Source organism: Streptomyces sp. DSM 120436 (genome assembly GCF_055778765.1).
This window is the reverse complement of sequence record NZ_JBSKBS010000001.1, coordinates 3,232,862-3,249,759: the sequence shown is the minus strand read 5'-3', so window position 1 is coordinate 3,249,759 and position 16,898 is coordinate 3,232,862. Positions and strand designations below refer to the sequence as shown.

Genomic DNA, 16,898 nt, shown 5'->3' with positions numbered 1-16,898 from the left:
CGTCGGCAGGCACCACCCGGGAGGTCCCCATGCCCGAACTGCGTGTCGTGGCCGTCTCGAATGACGGCACACGGCTGGTGCTGAAGGCTGCGGACAGCACGGAGTACACGCTTCCGATCGACGAACGGCTCCGCGCCGCCGTGCGCGGCGACCGTCCCCGCCTCGGCCAGATCGAGATCGAGGTGGAGAGCCACCTCCGCCCCCGCGACATCCAGGCGCGTATAAGAGCAGGCGCGACCGCGGAAGAGGTCGCGCAGATGGCCGGCATCCCCGTGGACCGCGTCCGACGCTTCGAGGGTCCCGTCCTCGCCGAGCGCGCCTTCATGGCCGAGCGCGCCCGCAAGACCCCGGTCCGCCGCCCCGGTGAGAACTCCGGTCCGCCGCTGGGCGAGGCCGTGCAGGAGCGGCTGCTGCTGCGCGGCGCGGAGAAGGACACCGTCCAGTGGGACTCCTGGCGCCGCGACGACGGCACCTGGGAGGTCCTGCTGGTCTACCGGGTCGCGGGCGAGCCGCACTCGGCGAGCTGGACGTACGACCCGCCCCGGCGGCTGGTCCAGGCCGTCGACGAGGAGGCCCGCTCGCTGATCGGCGAGTCCGACGACCTCGCCGCGCCCGAGCCGAGCTTCCCGTTCGTGCCGCGTATCGCCCGGCTGCCGCGCGACCGCCCGCTGGACCGGCCCGCCGACCGCGAGCGCCCCAGCCTGCCCGCACAGGCGTCCGAGCCGGCCGAGGAGTCCACCGCGGCCACGGCCTCGGGCGAGCGCGACTCGCTGACCAGCCTGCTGGAGGCGGTGCCCAGCTTCCGGGGCGATCTGGTGGTGCCGGAGCGCACCGAACCGGCCGCCGAGGAGCCCGAGTCCGAGCCCGAGGCGGAGGAGCCGCCGGCTCCCGCCGCGTCCGCGGGCTCCGCGTACGCGGACGTGCTGATGCCCCGTTCGGTGGGCGGCCACCGGGACCGTCTCATCGGCTCGACCGACCGTCAGGCCGAGGCGGACGGCGTCCGTCCGGGCCGTCGCGCGGCGGTGCCGAGCTGGGACGAGATCGTCTTCGGCACGCGGCGCAAGAAGCAGGAGTAGGCCGGCTCGCCGGCCCATGACCTCTGCGGAGGGCGCCCCCTGCACCTCCCCGGAGGCAGGCCACCGCCTTGTCGGCCCTGGCGGGCCTCGTCCTCGAACGCCGGACGGGCTGGAAACAGCCCCTCCGGCACCTGAGGAACGGGCCCGGGGGCGCAATCCCGCGATGCGACCCCTCCGGCGTTTTTGAGGAGCGGGGTCCGGGGCGGAGCCCCTGGGCGGGGCGCGCGGGTCGGCTACCGGGGATCCGGTCCCACCGCGACCGGCCGCTCCGGATCCGACGACCACTCCGACCAGGAGCCGACGTACAGCGCCGCCGGGATGCCCGCGAGCTCCAGTGCCAGCACCTCGTGCGCGGCCGACACGCCCGAGCCGCAGTACACCCCGACCGGCGCGTCCGGCGTCACGCCCAGCGCGCCGAAACGGGCGCGCAGTTCGGCGGCGGGCCGGAAACGGCCGTCCGCGTCCACGGTGTCGGAGGCCGGCGCGGACAGCGCGCCCGGGATGTGGCCGCCGACGGGGTCGATCGGCTCCACCTCGCCCCGGTACCGCTCCCCCGCACGGGCGTCCAGCAGCACCCCCGAACGGGCCAGCGCCGCCGCGCCGTCCGCGTCCAGCACCCCGCTCGCACCCGGCTCCGGCACGAAGTCGCCCTCGGCCGGCTCCGGCGCCGCCGTCTCCAACGGGCCCTCCCAGGCGGGCAGTCCGCCGTCCAGGACCCGCACGTCCGGGTGGCCCGTCCAGCGCAGCAGCCACCAGGCGCGGGCCGCCGCCCAGCCGATGCCGCCGTCGTACGCCACCACGGGCGTCCCGGCCGACACGCCGGCGCGTCGCATCGCGGCGCCGAACACCTCGAGGTCCGGCAGCGGATGGCGTCCCCGCGGGCCCGGCGCGGACGCCAGTTCGCGGTCCAGGTCGACGAAGACGGCGCCGGGGATGTGACCCGCCGCGTAGGCGGACCGGCCGTCGAACGGCTCGCCCTTCGCGGCGGCCGTGCTGAGCTGCCAGCGGACGTCGAGCAGGACCGGCGGGCGGTCCGACCGCAGTGCGTCGGCGAGTTCGGATGCGGAGATGATGGCGTTCATGGTCACCATCCTCGCGTACGGGGTGGCCGACTCGTCCCGGTACGGCTACTCTGCTCGGCCGGACACATCCGGTCACCGGGCGTACGGTATCGGGCACATACGGTGTCGGCCGCGCTGCGGGAACGATCCGCCGCGCCGGCACGGGAGGCCCCGCAGGGGCGAGCGGACACGGCCGACGTACGGGCGGCCGAGAAGAGGGTGACGATGACCGATGCGCGGGGGAACGCCCGCCCGGACGGCGACGGGTCCGCCCGGCACGCGCCCGGCACACCCTGCTGGGTGAGCCTGATGGTGCGCGAACTGGACGTGACCGAGCAGTTCTACGGGGCGCTGTTCGGCTGGGAGTTCCGGCCCGGCCCGCGGCCGTGGGGCCCGTACGTGCGGGCCGTGCTCGACGGGCACGCGGTGGCCGGGATCGGGGTGCTGCCGCCGGACCGCCGGCTGCCGGTGGCGTGGACGCCGTACTTCGCCTCCGACGACGTGGATCTGACGGCCGAGGTGGTGCGTTCGTGCGGCGGGACCGTCGGCGTGGGGCCGCTGGACGCCGACGACGCGGGGCGGCTGGCGCTCGCCTCGGACCCGTGCGGCGCGGTCTTCGGCATCTGGCAGGCGGCCGACGGGGCCGCCTCAGGCGTCAGGGGCCGGCCCGGCACCCCGGCGTGGAACGAGCTGACGACCTTCGAGACGACGAACGTCGCCAAGTTCTACGAGACGGTGTTCGGTTACGACGAGGAGCCGGTCGTCCCGGCCGGCCTGGACCACATGACGCTGCGTCTGGACGGCCGCCCGGTGACCGGCGTCCACGGTCTGGGCAAGGCGCTGCCCCGGGACCGGGGACCGCACTGGACGACGTACTTCGCGGTGGCGGACACCGACGACGCGGTGGACCAGGTGCTCCACCTCGGCGGCCAGGTGCTCGACGGGCCGCGGGACACCGAGCACGGCCGGGTCGCCATGGTGGCCGACCCGGAGGGCGCGCGGTTCGCGTTGATACGGAAGCCGGGTTGACGCGTCGCGTCCTCAGCGGGACCCGGTGAACCGGGCGTCGAGGCGGTAACGGGACTGCACCACGAGGGCGGCGGCCATGAGGAGGGCGGGCAGGAGCGTGAAGCCGAGCAGGATGGCCGTGTGCGCGCCGCCCGTCTGGGTGACCTCCTCGCCGGCCCGCGCGGCCGCGTAGCCGCCGAGGGCGAGGGCCGCCGAGTACAGGTAGGGGCCGGCCGCGGCGCCCGTCGCCTCCGTCGCGGTCCACACCCCGGTGTAGGCGCCGGTGCGTCCGGTCTCGTCGCCGTCGGCCGCGCGGACGGTGTCCGGGACCATGGAGAACGGGAAGAGCTGGAGGCCGGCGAAGCACACGCCGAGGACGAGCGTGCACAGGACGGGGACCACGGGTCCGGCCGCCTTCCCCGCCGCGAGGCCGAGCGCCCCGGCGGCGAAGAAGCCCTGGCACAGCAGCAGACAGCGCTGTTTGCCCCATCTCCGGGAGAGCCGGAACCACAGGGGCGTGGTGAGGAGGGCGGGGGCGACGAACGCGGCCATGAGGACGGTGGTGAAGCCGGGGCGGTCGAGTGCGTGCCGGGCGTAGTACGGCAGTCCGGCGAGGATCAGGTGGGTCGTGGTGGAGACGAGGAGGTAGCAGGAGACCAGCACGCGGAAGGGGCGGTTGCGGCGCAGCACGTCGCGCACCTGGGCGAGGGCGGGGCCGTGCCGCTCCGGGGCCTCCTCCTTCTCGGCGGGCGCCGGTGCGGCCGGCAGGAGGTCGCGGACGCCGCCGACGCCGACGTACTGGAAGACGACGGTGAAGGCGCCGAGGGCCAGGGCCATGACCACGTACCGCCCGACGGAGTCGCCCTCCCCCGCGAGCAGGGGGGCCAGCGCGCCGCCGACGAGGATGCCGACGGTGAGGACCACCATCCGGAAGGACAGCACCCGGGTGCGGCCGTGGTAGCCGGTCTCCATGTCGGTGGGGGTGGCGAGGTAGGGCACCTGGTAGGCGGCGAACAGGGCGTTGGCGACGACGAACCAGCCGGCGACCCAGAGGGCGGCGGCCCACGGCCGGTCGGCCACCGGGCCGGGGACGGCGAACAGCGCGACGAACGCGGGGGCGAGGGCGCAGCCCGCCGTCAGCAGCCGCAGCCTGCTCCCCCGGCGGGCGCGTTCGCGGTCGGACAGGGAGCCGACGAACGGGTGCAGGACGATGTCCACGGCCTTCGGGACGAGCAGCGCCAGACCGGCCAGCCAGGGGGCGACCCCGAGGGTGTCGGTGAGGAAGTACAGGAGCAGCAGGCCCGGGACGGTGACGTAGACGCCCATGCCGGCCGAGCCGAGCGCGTAGCGCACGAGCGCGGGACGGGGCACCTCCGCGCCGTCCCCGGCGTCCGCCCCGCCGGTGCGGAGGAGGTCGTCGGGGGGAGGGGCTTCGGATCCTGTGACGGCGTTCATGAATCCCTCAGGTGTTGGATTGCGAGGTCTGCGGATCCTAGCCAGACTGTGCCGGATGAGGAAGAGCAGCGAGACACCCTCCGCAGGACGGCCCGCCCGGCGCGGACCGGGCCGGCCCCGCCGAGCGGAACGGGACGGTCCCTCCACCCGCGAACGGATCCTGCGGGAGGCGACGGAACTGTTCGCCGCGCGCGGTCCCGAGGGGACCTCGCTGCGCGACATCGCGGCGCGGGTCGGCATCGACGTGTCGAGCCTGCACCACCACTTCCCCGCCAAGGACGCGCTGTACGACGCCTGTTTCGAGCGGGTGCACGCGGCCGAGCGGGCCGCGCTCGCCCCGCTGGTGGCCGGCCTCCAGCAGGCCGCGGCGACCGGCGGGGAGCCGCTGGCGGCGGCGCTGCGGGCGCTCGCGGACGGCTTCGTGGACTTCCTGGAGGAGCATCCGCACACCACGTTCCTGTGGCTGCGCCGGTGGCTGGACCCCACGCGCGGCGCGGGCCTGGACCGCGCGTACGCGCTGCCGCTGTACGGCGAGGTGGAACGGGCGCTGCTGGAGGCCGCCCAGGCGGGGACGGTGCGGGAGACCACGCCGCACGTCACGGTGCGCAGCCTGGTGTGGGCGGCGCACGGTCACGTCACGGCGCTGGCCGCCGCCTCCCCCGCCGAACGGGAGCGGGAGCGCTACGAGTTCCGCCTGTGGGTGCGCCGCTTCCTCGACGCCCTGTACGGGCCGGGACGGGCGGCGGCCCCGTCGGGGTCTGGCGCCCGTGAGGGAAGTGACGTAATAATCCGTCGCACGTTGGAATAACTCCACGGGGCAGCCGCGCGGGGCGGCTGCGCGGCTCGGGGAAGGGCGCGGACGCGATGGGCGCAGGGCGGGGCACGGCGGGACCGGGGCGGGTGGCCGTCGTCGGCGGCGGCATGGCGGGCATCGCGGCCGTGAAGGCGTTGCTCCAGGCGGGCGTCGAGGTGTTCGGCGTCGAACGCGCCGAGGAGCTGGGCGGGTTGTGGCGGCTGGCTCCGGACACCGCCGCGTACGAGGGGCTGCGGCTCAACACGTCGAAGCCGCGCACCGAGTTCAGCGACCACCCGATGCCCGCGCACTGGCCGGACTACCCGACCCGCGCCCAACTCCTCTCCTACGTCCAGAGCTACGCCGAACGCTTCGGCGTCCCCCGGCACTTCCGCACGGGCACCGAACTCGTCGCCGCCCGGCGCACCGGGGACGGCTGGCGGCTCGAACTGACCGGCCCCGAGGGCGCGTACGAGGAGACGGTCGCGCATCTCGTGGTCGCCAACGGGCACAACCACACCCCGCGCCTGCCCGAACCGCCGTACCCCGGCACGTTCGAGGGCACCACCTCGCACGCGCACTCCTACCGCGAGCCGTCCTCCTTCGCGGGCCGCCGGGTGCTGGTCGTCGGCACGGGAAACAGCGCGATGGACATCGCGACGGAACTGGCCGGGCAGGCGGACGAGGTGCTGCTCTCCGCCCGGCGCGGGGTGTGGGTGCTGCCGAAGACGCTGTTCGGCCGCCCGGCCGACCAGTGGAACGGCGCGCTGGCGGCCGTCCTGCCGTGGCGGCTGCGCCAGCGGATCTCGCAGACGATGCTGCGGCTGGCCGCCCGGGGCACGGAGGGCCCGGCGCTGCCGCCGTCCCCCGAGGGCGTGCTCCAGGACCACCCGACGCTGAGCGACACGGTCCCCGCGCTGGTGCGGGCCGGGACGATCGGCGTGCGGGCGGGCATCGAACGCTTCGAGGGGCGCCGGGTGCGCTTCACCGACGGGCGGGAGGACGAGGTGGACCATGTGCTGTGGTGCACCGGGTACCGGGCGACCGTGCCGTTCCTCGACCCGGCGCTGGTGCCGGACCCGGCCCGGCTGCCGCTGTACCGGCACGTGTTCCCGCTGGACGACGCCGCCCTGTCCTTCGTGGGCCTGATGCAGTCGACGGGGTCCGCGCTGCCGGTGGTGGAGGCGCAGAGCCGGCTGCTCGCCGCGTACCTGACCGGGCGGCTGCGCAGGCCGCCGAGGGACCGGATGCTGACGTCGGTCACGGCGGAGCTGCACGCGGCGCGGGAACGCTGGGGCGACAAGCGGCCGCACATGCGGATCGACGTGGACCAGTACCTGCGCCAGGTGGCGCGGGACCTGGAGGGCGTGCGGAAGGCGACGCCGCTCGCCGGACGGCGGGTGATCGTGACCGGCGCCGCGGGGACGTTCGGCCGTGCGCTGGGCGCACGCTTCACCGCACTCGGCGCCCGGGTGGTGGGGCTGGACCTGCACGCCGACGCGTCGGCGCCGGTGCCGGTCGTGGGCTGCGACGTGACCGACCCCGAGTCGGTGACCAAGGGGGTCGAGGAGGCGGTACGGCTGCTCGGCGGCGGCGTGGACGTGCTGGTCAACAACGCGGGCCGGGGCGGACCGGCGCCGGCGGAACTGCGGCCGTCCGCGGAGGTCCACGCCCAGCTCGACCTCAACCTGCTGGGCGCCTGGGACGTGACCGCGGCGGCCCTCCCCCACCTCGAACGGGCGCGCGGCCGGGTGGTGTTCATCGCCTCGCGGATGGCGGTCCTGCCGCTGCCGCTGGCCGCCGCGTACGGGGTGTCCAAGCGGGCGCTCGCCGCCTACGCGGACACGCTGCGGCTGGAGGTCGGCACGCACGTGGGCGTGACGACCGTCTACCCGAGCATGGTGCGCAGCCCGATCCACGACAGCACGCGGGAGGCGGGGCTCTCCCTGGACGGGGTGTCACGGCCGGAGCCGCTGGAGGGGGTGGTGGCCGCGGTGGTCTCGGCGGTCACCGCCCGCCGGGCCCCGCGCGACGTGGCGACGACCCTCCGCGGCCGGGCGGAGATGGCGCTGGCCCGGCACGCCCCCGCCCTGACCGACCGCGTCGTCCGCCGCACGGTCGCGGCCCGCGTGGCGGCGGGCGCCTTCGCCAAGGCCCCGCTGGCGGAGGGGCTGCGGCGGCGGCACGGGCGGGAGGGTTGAACCCGGCCGGCGCGCGGTCCGGCATCCAGGCTCCCTGAACGCGCCTCAGCCGGCCCCCAGAGCCCTGCCGATGTCGGCGCCCTCCCAGCCGTCGGGTGTGCGCCAGACGACTTCGACGGTGAAGACGTCACGGACGGAGTCGGCGGACCAGGGCTCGGCCGGCGGCTCGGACAGCACCAGGTAAAGACGGTCGGCCTTGCTCGGCAGGGCGTGGTCGACCTCCAGGAGCCGCGCCGCGCCCGCGCGGAGGTCGGCGTGGGTCGTCCGGCCGGCGCCGAGGACCTCGTAGAGGTTCAGACCCGCGTCGGTGACGCAGCTGACGTCGACGAACGAGGAGTTCTCGGGCTGCCGGTCCGCGCGCAGGAGAGCCGCCATCAGTTCGAACCGCACGGCTTCGTGCGTCTTGCAGGCGCGGTCGGCCGCGGCGGCCGCCTCCAAGTGCTGCGACAGAGCCGTGGCCGAGGAGGCCGTCGTCGAGGTGGTGGTCATGGTTCCGGACTCCTTCGGCGCGGTTCCCCGGGGGCGTTCGTTCTGTTCGGGGGACTCGGGGGTGTCGGTGGGGCTCTGCGGCTCGGACCGGGGCGAGGGCTCCGCTTCCTCGACGGCGAGCCGCTGCCGCAGGGTCTCCCCGGCTGTGACGAGGGCCTCCGGCCAGCCGCTCCCCGCCAGCTCCGCCCGGAACGTCTCGGGCGTGAAGGTGCCCGCCTTCAGCGCGTGGCCGGTGTTCACGCAGAGGTTCAGCAACCGGTTCAGAGCCGGCTTGTCGGGGCGACCGAGGACACGCCACACGTCCAGCCAGTCGGGCTGGTTGAGTTTGAGGCAGCGGTTGGCCATGCCCTTGAGCTCCGAGAGGCGGGAGCGGACGTCGTCAGGGACCCCACCCGTCGTCAGTTCGCCGACGACTGTCACCGCGTCGAGGTAGCGCTCCAGCATGGTGGGTGAGACGGGCCGGCGACCGAAGTCGTCCGCGGTGAGGAACGTGGCGTTCCCCGAGTGGCGAAGGACCCACGTGTCCAGTTCCGTCCCGACGGCGGGCGGCACGGCACCGTTCCGTACGGCCAGGAAGAGCGGGCGGTCCACGGTGACGTCGACGGGCTCGGCCCGGTACAGGCCACCGCTGAGTGAGACCACCCGTACGCGCAGGTCGGTCCCGACGTGCAGGAGGTCCTCCCCTGCCGTCCTCGTGCCGGGGCGGGTTCCGGTCCCGGCCGGCCGGTGGTCGTCGGCGCCCGTCAGGGCCGACGGAAGGGCAGCGGAATGCAGGATCGTCAGGCTCTGGGTGCTCCGGGTCACGGCGATGTAGAGCAGGCGCAGCCCGACCGGATCCCGGCCGGCGACGGCGGACGGCTCGACGACGAGGACGTGGTCGAACTCCATGCCCTTGGCCTGCGACGCGGGGAGTACGGAGACCGCCCGGCGTTCCTCGGCGGTGATGCCGTCCGTCTCGGCCAGCCGGCGGTCGATCTCGGTGGCCCACGCGGAGTCGTCGGGGACGACGACCGCCACGGAGCGCAGGCTGCGGCCGTCGGTGGTGCCGAGCAGGCGGCGGACGTGCGCCAGCGTCTCGGCCACGAGCGTGTCCGCCCCGGTCTCGACCACGCGGACGGCGTCGGGCCCGGCGTCGCGCACGGCCTGGGGATAGGGCAGCCCGGGTGCGATCGCGCGGGCGAGCGGGGCCGCGAAGTCCATGATCTCGGCCGGCACACGGTAGCTCGTGCTCAGCTCGGCCAGCGTGCAGTCCCCGTGATCGGACAGGAGCGTGCCGAGACGGTCCCAGTCGGTGTAGGTGTGGGGGCCGGTGGCCTGGGCCAGATCGCCGAGCACGGTCATGGAACCGTTGACCGCGAGGCGGCGGCGCAGCGAACGGGCCTGCATGGGCGTCAGGTCCTGGGCCTCGTCGATGATGACGTGCCCGTAGTGACGCGGGGTCTCGCCGGTGATGAGGTGGCGGAGTTCCTCGAGGCAGACCCGGTCGTCCAGCGTCCACGGTTCTTCGTCGGCCTTGGCCGCGCGGGGGCGGTGCAGGACTTCCTGCTCGGCCTCGTCGAGGATGCCCTCGGCGCAGGCCCGAAGGAGTGGGGGCGAGTCGTAGAGGGTGCGAAGAGCCTCCGCCGGGCCCGGGGAGGGCCAGACGCGTTCGACGAGGCGCTCGACCCGCCGGTTTCGTTCCAGGTCACGGCGGATCGTGCGGTCGCGGCTGCGGCGCGGGGCGACGGCGACGAGTTCGCGGAGCAGGGCGTCGACGAGCAGGCCGCGGAACCGGTCGCGGCGCTCGCGGTAGGAGCCGCCGCCCCGCTGCACGGTCTCCAGGGCGGTGAGGATCTCCGAGCGGACCACCCTCAGGGTCGTGCCGCCCACGCTGACCACGAACGCGGGCTCGTCCCCCTCGTAGGAGGGAGCCGTGACGAGGTCGTCCAGGGCCGTCGGACGGTACTCGCCTTCGACGCGCCGCCGCAGCACGGCGGCCATCCGCTCGTCGGACTTCACCAGCCGGGTGCGTGCGCTGTCAGTGCCCCGGATGTCACCGTCCCACAGGCGGGACAGCTGTACGGCGTTGACGTCGCGCGTGCCGAGGGTGGGCAGGACCTGGCCGACGTAGTCGAGGAAGCGCTGGTGGGGGCCGATGACCAGGATGTCCCGCGCCTTGAAGTGGTCGTTGTTCACCAGCCAGGTCACACGGTGCAGGCCGACCGCGGACTTTCCGGTTCCCGGGCCGCCCTGGACGACCAGGATCTCGGAGGGCGTCCCGGTGACCAGGGCCATCTGGTCGCGCCGGATGGTTTCGACGATGTCCCGCATGCGGCCGCTGCGCGAGCGCTGGAGGTCACGCAGGAGGAATTCGTCGGGCTGCTGGGGCTTGCGGCGCTGGATGCGGGCGATGTCACCGGGGGTGGGGGCCGGGCGTCCGGGGCTGTCCTGTCCGGTCCTGCCGGCCTGGGCGTCCGGCTGCCCGGCCGTCTCCGGTGCGGTGCGCGGCCGGGGGACGGCGCCTGCCGGAGCGGGCGTGGGGGAGGCTGCCGGGACGATGTCGTCGACGTAGTCCTCGACGACCCGCTGCGAGCAGATGAGGCGTCGTCGCAGCACCACCTCGCCGGGCGATTCCGGTGACGCTTCGAACCACTTCTTCGCGAGATCGTTGGTCCAGTCGACCACCACCTGGTTGTGGTCGTCGTCCCAGACGACCCGCCGCCCGATGTACCAGGTGGCGGTGGCTTCGGCCGGGTCACTGATGTCGACGCGGCCGATGACCAGGCTCTCGCCGCCCAGCCCTCCGTAGGCCGCGGCCTGTTCCTCGGCCTTCTGCCGGTTGGCGATGCCGTCCTTGCCCGTGGCCGACGCCTTGGCGACGGACTCTCCGCTCATCCGGGCCAGCCGGGCTTCGTAGCAGTCGTAGGCGAAGTCCACCTTCGTCTGCTCGAAGGCGATGACGTCCGCGTGGACGTGCGCGTGCGCGGGCACGCTCATGGTTCCCTCCCTCACGGTCCCTGGACCGCGCCGGGCGCATCGCGCCCGGTCCCCTGCACAGGACTATCACGTCGTACGAGGTGTCAGCGGGTCGGGCCCGGTGGTCACCGACCTCGTGGTATGCGCCTCGCTCAGCGGGTTGACGCCTCCGCGGGCAGCGCGCTGTCGCCCCTCTGCTGCGGGAACTCCACGGCCGCGCCGGGCGCGGTGAGTTCCGTGACGAAGGCTCCGACGGCCGCTCGCCAGGTGCGTACCTGGGCGTGGGCCGGGCCGAGCTCGTCGTGGTGGTACTTGCAGGCCGCGCTGAGCCGGCTCCAGAGGGCATGGGCGCGGCGGGCCCGGGCGGGACCGGCGTAGTGGTGCAGGCAGAGCAGTTTCGCGCGCATGCTGCGCAGTCCGCCGAGTTCGGCCGCCTCGGCCGCGAGGGCCGCGTCGACGGCTGCTTCCAGGGCGATGCGGAGGGCGTAGGCCGCGCCGCGGTCGCGGCCCGCCGGGGTCAGCGGGTCGTCGTCGCCCGGAGTTCGGGTGAGCAGATCGTCGGCGGTCGCGAGGAGTGCCGCGACGGTGGGGACGGCGGGCATCAGGCGTTCACCTCCGGCTTGCGGATCCTGTGGGCGAGGTCCTCGACCTTCCGGACGAAGGCGACCGGATCCTGCGGGAGGAATCCGCCGGGGTGGGCGCCCTGCTGGCACTGGTGGATCAGCACCGTGCTCTCACGGCCGTACAAGGAGCGGAGACTCTCCTTGACCTCCTCGTCGGAATGGACGGAGCCGTCGTCGAAGAGGGCGAACGACGCGAGCGGGAGGAGCCGTTCGGTCGTGTCGACGGCGGCCTGGAGGTCTTCGGCGGGGAGGCCGGTGCGGTTGCGGCGGAGCCAGGCCGCTTCGACGAGTGCCGTCGCCAGGGCTTCCCGGCACAGGGACGGCAGGACGTGGCGCAGGGCCGTCTCGGAGCAGTTCTCGGTCCTGGCCAGGGCCATGGCGTTGTCGACGGCCTCCTTGACCGGGTCGGTGTCGCAGGTGACGTGCACCTTGGACTGCTCGCCCCGCTCCACCCTGAGCACGGTCACCGGCAGGCCCTGGCTGCGGAAGGCGTGCGGGAGGCGGGTGTCGTGGGTGAAGACGACGACCTGCCGGTCACGGCCGAGTTCGTCGAGCACCTGGGCCAGGCCGTCGACCTTCGCCGGGTCCATCGACTGCACGGGGTCGTCGATGACGACGAAACCGAAGGGGCTGTCGGCCGTGGCGGCACGGGGCAGGAACAAGGAGAGGGCGAGCGAGTGCAGTTCGCCCTGGCTCATGACGCCCAGGGCGGACGCCTCGGTGTCGTCGACGGTGACGTCCATGACCAGCTTGCGCACGGTGGCCCGCTCGCTGCCGTGCAGGCCGACGCGGGTCAGGTCGACGCTGCTCTGCCGGCGCAGCTTTTCCCAGATCCGCTGCGTGTGGCCTTCGAAGGCGCCGACGCGCAGGTCGCGGATCTCGGTCGTGAGCTTCTTGACCCAGTTGAGGGCGGCGTTGACCTCCGTCCGGCGGGGCCCTGCCGCCTCGGCCTCCCGGGAGAGGTTCGTCCACTCGGCGAGCAGGCCGACGACGGCGTGCCAGCGCTCGTCCATGGCCGCCAGTTCCTCACGCGCCGCACCGGCCACGATCGCGCACGCGTCCGTCAGCGTCACCGCCGCCTTGAGCGCGCGCTCGGCGAGTTCGACGGGGTCGGTGATCCGTCGGCAGTCGCTCCAGGCCTTCCACGGCTCGGCGAGCGCGGCCGGGATCTCCCGCGGCGGGACGACCAGGTCGTGCAGGGCGCGCGTCGCGGTCCGCAGACGGGCTCCGGCCTCGCGTACGGCCTCGGCCTCGCGCTGGAGGGCGGCGATCTGCGCCTCGGCCCGCGCGGCCCACTCCCGGTCCAGCGCCTGTTCCGTGCCGCAGACCGGGCAGGCCGTGTCGTCGGCGTGGCGGTCGCTGTGGTCGAGCGCGGCCCGGAGCAGTGCGGCCCTGCTGTGGGCGTCGGCGGCCGCGGTGCCCTTCAGGTCGTCGACGTCGGCGACGGCGATCCGCAGCGCGTCCACCGCGGCGCCGACCCGGTCCAGGTCAGGGCTGTCGGTCTCGGCGGCGGCCTCCAGGCGCGCCTCCCGCAGTCGGCCCTCGTCGGCTGTGGGCGCGCCCGCGATCAGCGCGTCGAGTACGCCGTAATCGGGCCCGTCCTTCTCCTCCATCGCCATCAGGGCCTTGAGGGCCCGGTCGTCGTGTCCGACCTCCTCCAGGGCCGCGTGCAGGAGCGGCTTCCTGTCCTTCTCCGCGTTGACGACGGCGTCGAGTTCCTTCTTCGCGGCCGTGAGCCGGCGCGCGGCGGCGTTGAGGGCGTCCAGGCCGAGGATCGCGGCGATGTCGTCGTACATCTCCGACGGCTTGCCGTTGATCAGGTTGTCCAGGTCGGCGTAGGACAGGAACGGACGGTGGGTGCGGGTGGCCTGTTCCCAGCCGGCCTGCTGCAGCGGCACGGTGCCGTGGCCCGGCCGCCTGAGCACGGCCTCGGAGTCGGTGAAGGCGTCACCGGTCCAGGTACGGGTGAGCGTGCTCGGCGACGGGTCACCCTCGACGGTCAGCTTGGCCTCGACGACGGTCCGTTCGCCCTGGTGCAGGTTGCGCCAGCGGACGGCGTGACCGGGGTGCCGACCGCTGCAGTGGGCGTTGGTACCGGTGAACAGGGTTTCGATCGCTTCGGCGATGCTCGACTTGCCGGAGCCGTTGCGGCCGACGACGAGGGTGACGCCGGGCTTGGGCTTCAGCTTGAGCCGTGCCTTCGCACCGACGCCGCGGAAGCCGGTGACCTCGATGTTCCCCAGGTAGACGGGGCCGGCGGGGGTGCGGGCACCGCCTTCGGCGTCCTCGAGGTCGCCGAGCGCCTCGCGGACGAGGGCCTTCGCCGGGGCGGACAGCTTGCGGTCACCGGCCAGACGGGCCTCGACGAGGTCGGGCAGGGGCAGTGCGCTGTCGGAGGTCTGGTTCGTCGCGTCGTCCATGGTGTCTCCCGTGACATCCGTGCGGAGAGGAAAAGGGCGAACACCGACAAGCACCGGGGCGGGCGAACCAGTGAGGTGCCTGTCGACGGACGGAACCGTAGGTGCAGGAGGGAGCGACTCGACTTCCTCTTTTTGATAACGGTGGTTATCACTGCAGTTGAAAGTGCGGAAGTGATCATTCGAGGCGGGCTCAGCACCGTTTCGCCCGCCTTGGTGATCAGTTGCCGTTCCCTCCGGTCTCACCGGTCTCACCGGTTTGCCTGGCCGACTCGTCGTCCAACGCGGCCTGTTCACGCGCACCGGAGTCGTGGTCGTAGCAGTTCCCCTCCCGCGGAACGGCGCGTACGTGCTCGTACTCCGCCCGGACGGTCCTGCCCGGACCGTCCGGGCGCGGGCGCCAGCCCCAGCGGGTCGCGAGCTGCGTCACGAGCAGCAGTCCGCGCCCTCTTTCCCCGACTTCCTCGACGCCGGCGGCGCTCTCCGGGAGGGCGGGGCGGCGGGGGTGGCGTGGAGGTGAAACGCATCTCGAAGGTGGGGCCCGGCGGCGAGGGTGCCTTCGAGGAGCCACAGGGGTTGGCGGGTTGAGTGGTGTCGGTGGAATTGACGGGTTTCGTCGTCACGCCCCTCACGGTCCCGTCGGTCGCGTAGCGTGACCAATGGTGACGCAGCGACAGGGGGTGGCTGTACCCGTGTTGTACGCGCGTGTCGGAGCTGCGCGCCGTGACGGCGTCCCTTGTGGGGGCGTTGAGCGAGAGAAGGCGGTGGTGGACATGACGGAGCGCACGGGTGCGGAGGCCGGGGCCGAGGCGGTTCCCCGGGAGCGTGAGAGCGGCGTCGGCGGCGGTGCGGGTGCGGCGGTCGTGAGTCTCGGGGACGGGTGGGAGAACGACGACGGGGCCGGGCGGCGGCCGGAGGACGAGGCCGGGCGGGGTGTCGTGGTCGCGTTCGGGCAGACCATGAAGACGCTGCGGATGCGGGAGGGGCTGGAGCGCGAGGAGTTCGGCCGGCGGATCGGGTACTCCGCGTCCACCATCGCGTCGTTCGAGCAGGGACGGAGGATTCCGACGCCCCGGACGATCGAGCGGGCGGATGAGGTGCTGGGGGCGGGCGGGTTGCTGTGCCTGTGGAAGGAACAGGTGGAGCGGGCGCAGTATCCGGTGTTCTTTCAGGGGATGGCGGTGTTGGAGAAGGAGTGTCTTGAGCTGCTTATGTACGACACCCATGTCGTCAACGGGCTGCTCCAGACCGAGGAGTACATGAGAGCGCTGCTAGCGATGCGGCGTCCGCCCCTGGACTCGGAAACGGTCGAGCAGCGGGTGGCTGCTCGGCTGGCCCGGCAGGACATCTTCGACCGCAAGTCGGCCCCACTGCTGAGCTTCGTAGTGAACGAGGCGGTTCTGCGTCATCGATACGGCGGCACGGACGTGCTGCGGGGACAGTTGGAGCTCATTCTCCTCGCCGGTCAGAAGCAGAACGTCGAGATCCAGGTCATGCCGACCGAGTGCGAGGAGAACGCAGGCGTGAATGGACCGTTCACGGTCGTCACGAGGAAGGACGGCAAGAAGTTCGTCTACACAGAGACGCACACGACCAGTTCTCTTGAAACCGACCCGGAACAGACGGCTCTCGCGGCTGCCCGCTATGGGATTATCCGATCACAGGCTCTCAGTCCGCGAGAGTCGACGAAGTTCATCGAAGGGTTGCTGGGAACGCTATGAACAACGCTGAGTCCTCGACCATCGACTCCGGCCTCACTTGGTTCAAGAGCAGCTACAGCGGAACCGAGGGCGGTCAGTGCGTAGAGGTCGCGGCCGGTTCGGCAGTTGTGCACGTCCGTGACTCGAAGGCTGACGCCGGCCCCATACTCACTGTCTCCCGTGAGGCTTGGGCAAGCCTCATCGGGTTGGCCTCGTCGGAACGGCGCGTCTGAGGCTGGACCGCAACTGACGCATCCGGGCTCACGATGGCCCGGATGCGTCAGCAGGGGGCTCTCTACTTGGAGGCGGGGTCGTCCCCGTCGGGCCGTTCAACGTAGTCCGTGGCGGAGGGCTCGCGCTCCAGCACGACCTCGACGTCCTCGACCCGCAGGGTGGGTTTCGTCATGTCCAGCCCGGCGAGGTGGTTCTTCAGCTTCTTCGCCATGGGGCGGAAGGTCGCGTACGTGAGCCCGCCGGAAAAGACGGCGCCGACGACGGGGACCGCCTTGGAGACCGTCCTTGCGAAGGTCTGCTTCGTCATCTCCTTGCCGAGGTGACCGGCGATCTTCTTCACCAGGGGGTAGATGATCCCCTTCGTGAGTGCCTTCTTGGGAAGGCTCTTGGCGACGTGCTTCGACATCTCCTCCGCGACCTTCCCGATCGCAGTGGTCGCCGTGTGGGCGCCGAACATCACGCCGACGAAGAGCGTGAGCACTCCTTCGGTCGCGTCGTCCATGTCGTCGCCGGAGAACAGGTCGGGCCAACTGTAGAGGTAGGCGAGCTTCTGCGAGATGCGCAGCATGTGACCCATGTACTGCGCCAGGTCGGCGGGGACGGTGGCGGGAAGGAAGACCAGGCCGGGCAGTCCGGCTGCCGCGGAAGCGGCGCTGACCTTGGCGGTCTCGTATTTGATGGAGTCGTTGGCCGCCTTCTCCAGGATGTCGAGGGGGATACCCGCCGCCGCCGGGGTCTCTTCGATCGCTTGCTTGATCTGCTCTTCGGAGCAGTGGCGGGCCAGCGCCTTCCGAAGGTACGTCTCTCTGTTGATACGCACGCCCGGAAGTTTCGCCGCGGCGACCAGCACCGTGGAGAAATGCGACCCCGGGTCTTCCATCTCTTT

Annotated in this window: 13 protein-coding genes; 6 read left to right on the top strand and 7 right to left on the bottom strand. The window is 73.0% G+C overall.

Translation table 11 applies throughout. The annotated features are described in order from the left end of the window. Nucleotides 1-29 precede the first annotated feature (29 nt). The gene (sepH, locus tag ACWH4W_RS14705; RefSeq protein ID WP_189910661.1) at nt 30-1,076 is read left to right on the top strand and encodes a septation protein SepH; all 1,047 of its coding nucleotides are present in this window, start codon (nt 30-32) and stop codon (nt 1,074-1,076) included. A gap of 233 nt (nt 1,077-1,309) precedes the next feature. Here sepH and ACWH4W_RS14700 read toward each other — a convergent pair whose 3' ends face one another. Continuing rightward, nucleotides 1,310-2,158: a sulfurtransferase gene (locus ACWH4W_RS14700; protein WP_473076172.1), complete on the bottom strand. Its 849-nt coding sequence runs from the start codon at nt 2,156-2,158 to the stop codon at nt 1,310-1,312. Nucleotides 2,159-2,362: 204 nt separating this feature from the next. Between ACWH4W_RS14700 and ACWH4W_RS14695 the strand changes: the two genes are divergently transcribed. After that, nucleotides 2,363-3,166 carry a VOC family protein gene (locus ACWH4W_RS14695; RefSeq protein ID WP_473076171.1) on the top strand — a complete coding sequence of 268 codons (804 nt, stop codon included), beginning with the start codon at nt 2,363-2,365 and terminating at the stop codon, nt 3,164-3,166. 12 nt (nt 3,167-3,178) lie between these two features. Here ACWH4W_RS14695 and ACWH4W_RS14690 read toward each other — a convergent pair whose 3' ends face one another. Further along, nucleotides 3,179-4,600, bottom strand: coding sequence for an MFS transporter (locus tag ACWH4W_RS14690; protein WP_473076170.1), 1,422 nt, complete (start codon nt 4,598-4,600; stop codon nt 3,179-3,181). A 55-nt stretch (nt 4,601-4,655) separates the two neighbouring features. Here ACWH4W_RS14690 and ACWH4W_RS14685 point away from each other — a divergent pair, with 55 nt between their 5' ends. Together ACWH4W_RS14685 and ACWH4W_RS14680 are read left to right on the top strand one after the other, a co-directional pair. Then, the gene (locus ACWH4W_RS14685; RefSeq protein WP_473076169.1) at nt 4,656-5,408 is read left to right on the top strand and encodes a TetR/AcrR family transcriptional regulator; all 753 of its coding nucleotides are present in this window, start codon (nt 4,656-4,658) and stop codon (nt 5,406-5,408) included. Nucleotides 5,409-5,464: 56 nt separating this feature from the next. After that, nucleotides 5,465-7,594 carry an SDR family NAD(P)-dependent oxidoreductase gene (locus ACWH4W_RS14680; protein WP_473076168.1) on the top strand — a complete coding sequence of 710 codons (2,130 nt, stop codon included), beginning with the start codon at nt 5,465-5,467 and terminating at the stop codon, nt 7,592-7,594. Between the two features lie 45 nt (nt 7,595-7,639). On the opposite strand, the gene ACWH4W_RS14675 is transcribed toward ACWH4W_RS14680, so the two are convergent. The 4 genes from ACWH4W_RS14675 to ACWH4W_RS14660 all read right to left on the bottom strand — a co-directional run bounded on the left by ACWH4W_RS14675 (nt 7,640) and on the right by ACWH4W_RS14660 (nt 14,508). After that, nucleotides 7,640-11,059, bottom strand: a complete 3,420-nt coding sequence (locus ACWH4W_RS14675; RefSeq protein WP_473076167.1) for a HelD family protein — start codon at nt 11,057-11,059, stop codon at nt 7,640-7,642. Nucleotides 11,060-11,190: 131 nt separating this feature from the next. Beyond that, entirely contained in the window at nt 11,191-11,640 is a 450-nt protein-coding gene (locus tag ACWH4W_RS14670; protein WP_473076166.1) for a hypothetical protein, read from the bottom strand. After that, nucleotides 11,640-14,081 (bottom strand): AAA family ATPase, encoded by a 2,442-nt coding sequence (locus ACWH4W_RS14665; protein WP_473076165.1) that lies wholly within the window; start codon nt 14,079-14,081, stop codon nt 11,640-11,642. Before ACWH4W_RS14665 ends, ACWH4W_RS14670 begins: the two co-directional genes overlap by 1 nt. A gap of 217 nt (nt 14,082-14,298) precedes the next feature. Continuing rightward, entirely contained in the window at nt 14,299-14,508 is a 210-nt protein-coding gene (locus ACWH4W_RS14660) for a hypothetical protein (protein ID WP_473076164.1), read from the bottom strand. A 343-nt stretch (nt 14,509-14,851) separates the two neighbouring features. Between ACWH4W_RS14660 and ACWH4W_RS14655 the strand changes: the two genes are divergently transcribed. Together ACWH4W_RS14655 and ACWH4W_RS14650 are read left to right on the top strand one after the other, a co-directional pair. After that, nucleotides 14,852-15,799, top strand: coding sequence for a helix-turn-helix domain-containing protein (locus ACWH4W_RS14655; RefSeq protein ID WP_473076163.1), 948 nt, complete (start codon nt 14,852-14,854; stop codon nt 15,797-15,799). Then, nucleotides 15,796-16,011 (top strand): DUF397 domain-containing protein, encoded by a 216-nt coding sequence (locus tag ACWH4W_RS14650; protein WP_473076162.1) that lies wholly within the window; start codon nt 15,796-15,798, stop codon nt 16,009-16,011. Before ACWH4W_RS14655 ends, ACWH4W_RS14650 begins: the two co-directional genes overlap by 4 nt. A gap of 62 nt (nt 16,012-16,073) precedes the next feature. Here ACWH4W_RS14650 and ACWH4W_RS14645 read toward each other — a convergent pair whose 3' ends face one another. Then, a complete protein-coding gene (locus ACWH4W_RS14645; protein ID WP_366252312.1) occupies nt 16,074-16,892 on the bottom strand; it encodes a hypothetical protein in 819 nt (272 codons plus the stop codon). Nucleotides 16,893-16,898: the final 6 nt, after the last annotated feature.

Bases quoted from the DNA above. Each gene is read 5' to 3' on its own strand.
- ACWH4W_RS14670 (WP_473076166.1), bottom strand. From the start codon at position 11,640: ATGCCCGCCGTCCCCACCGTCGCGGCACTCCTCGCGACCGCCGACGAT.
- ACWH4W_RS14645 (WP_366252312.1), bottom strand. From the start codon at position 16,892: ATGGAAGACCCGGGGTCGCATTTCTCCACGGTGCTGGTCGCCGCGGCG.
- ACWH4W_RS14650 (WP_473076162.1), top strand. From the start codon at position 15,796: ATGAACAACGCTGAGTCCTCGACCATCGACTCCGGCCTCACTTGGTTC.
- ACWH4W_RS14675 (WP_473076167.1), bottom strand. From the start codon at position 11,059: ATGAGCGTGCCCGCGCACGCGCACGTCCACGCGGACGTCATCGCCTTC.
- ACWH4W_RS14665 (WP_473076165.1), bottom strand. From the start codon at position 14,081: ATGGACGACGCGACGAACCAGACCTCCGACAGCGCACTGCCCCTGCCC.
- ACWH4W_RS14680 (WP_473076168.1), top strand. From the start codon at position 5,465: ATGGGCGCAGGGCGGGGCACGGCGGGACCGGGGCGGGTGGCCGTCGTC.
- sepH (WP_189910661.1), top strand. From the start codon at position 30: ATGCCCGAACTGCGTGTCGTGGCCGTCTCGAATGACGGCACACGGCTG.
- ACWH4W_RS14685 (WP_473076169.1), top strand. From the start codon at position 4,656: ATGAGGAAGAGCAGCGAGACACCCTCCGCAGGACGGCCCGCCCGGCGC.
- ACWH4W_RS14700 (WP_473076172.1), bottom strand. From the start codon at position 2,158: ATGAACGCCATCATCTCCGCATCCGAACTCGCCGACGCACTGCGGTCG.
- ACWH4W_RS14690 (WP_473076170.1), bottom strand. From the start codon at position 4,600: ATGAACGCCGTCACAGGATCCGAAGCCCCTCCCCCCGACGACCTCCTC.
- ACWH4W_RS14695 (WP_473076171.1), top strand. From the start codon at position 2,363: ATGACCGATGCGCGGGGGAACGCCCGCCCGGACGGCGACGGGTCCGCC.
- ACWH4W_RS14655 (WP_473076163.1), top strand. From the start codon at position 14,852: ATGACGGAGCGCACGGGTGCGGAGGCCGGGGCCGAGGCGGTTCCCCGG.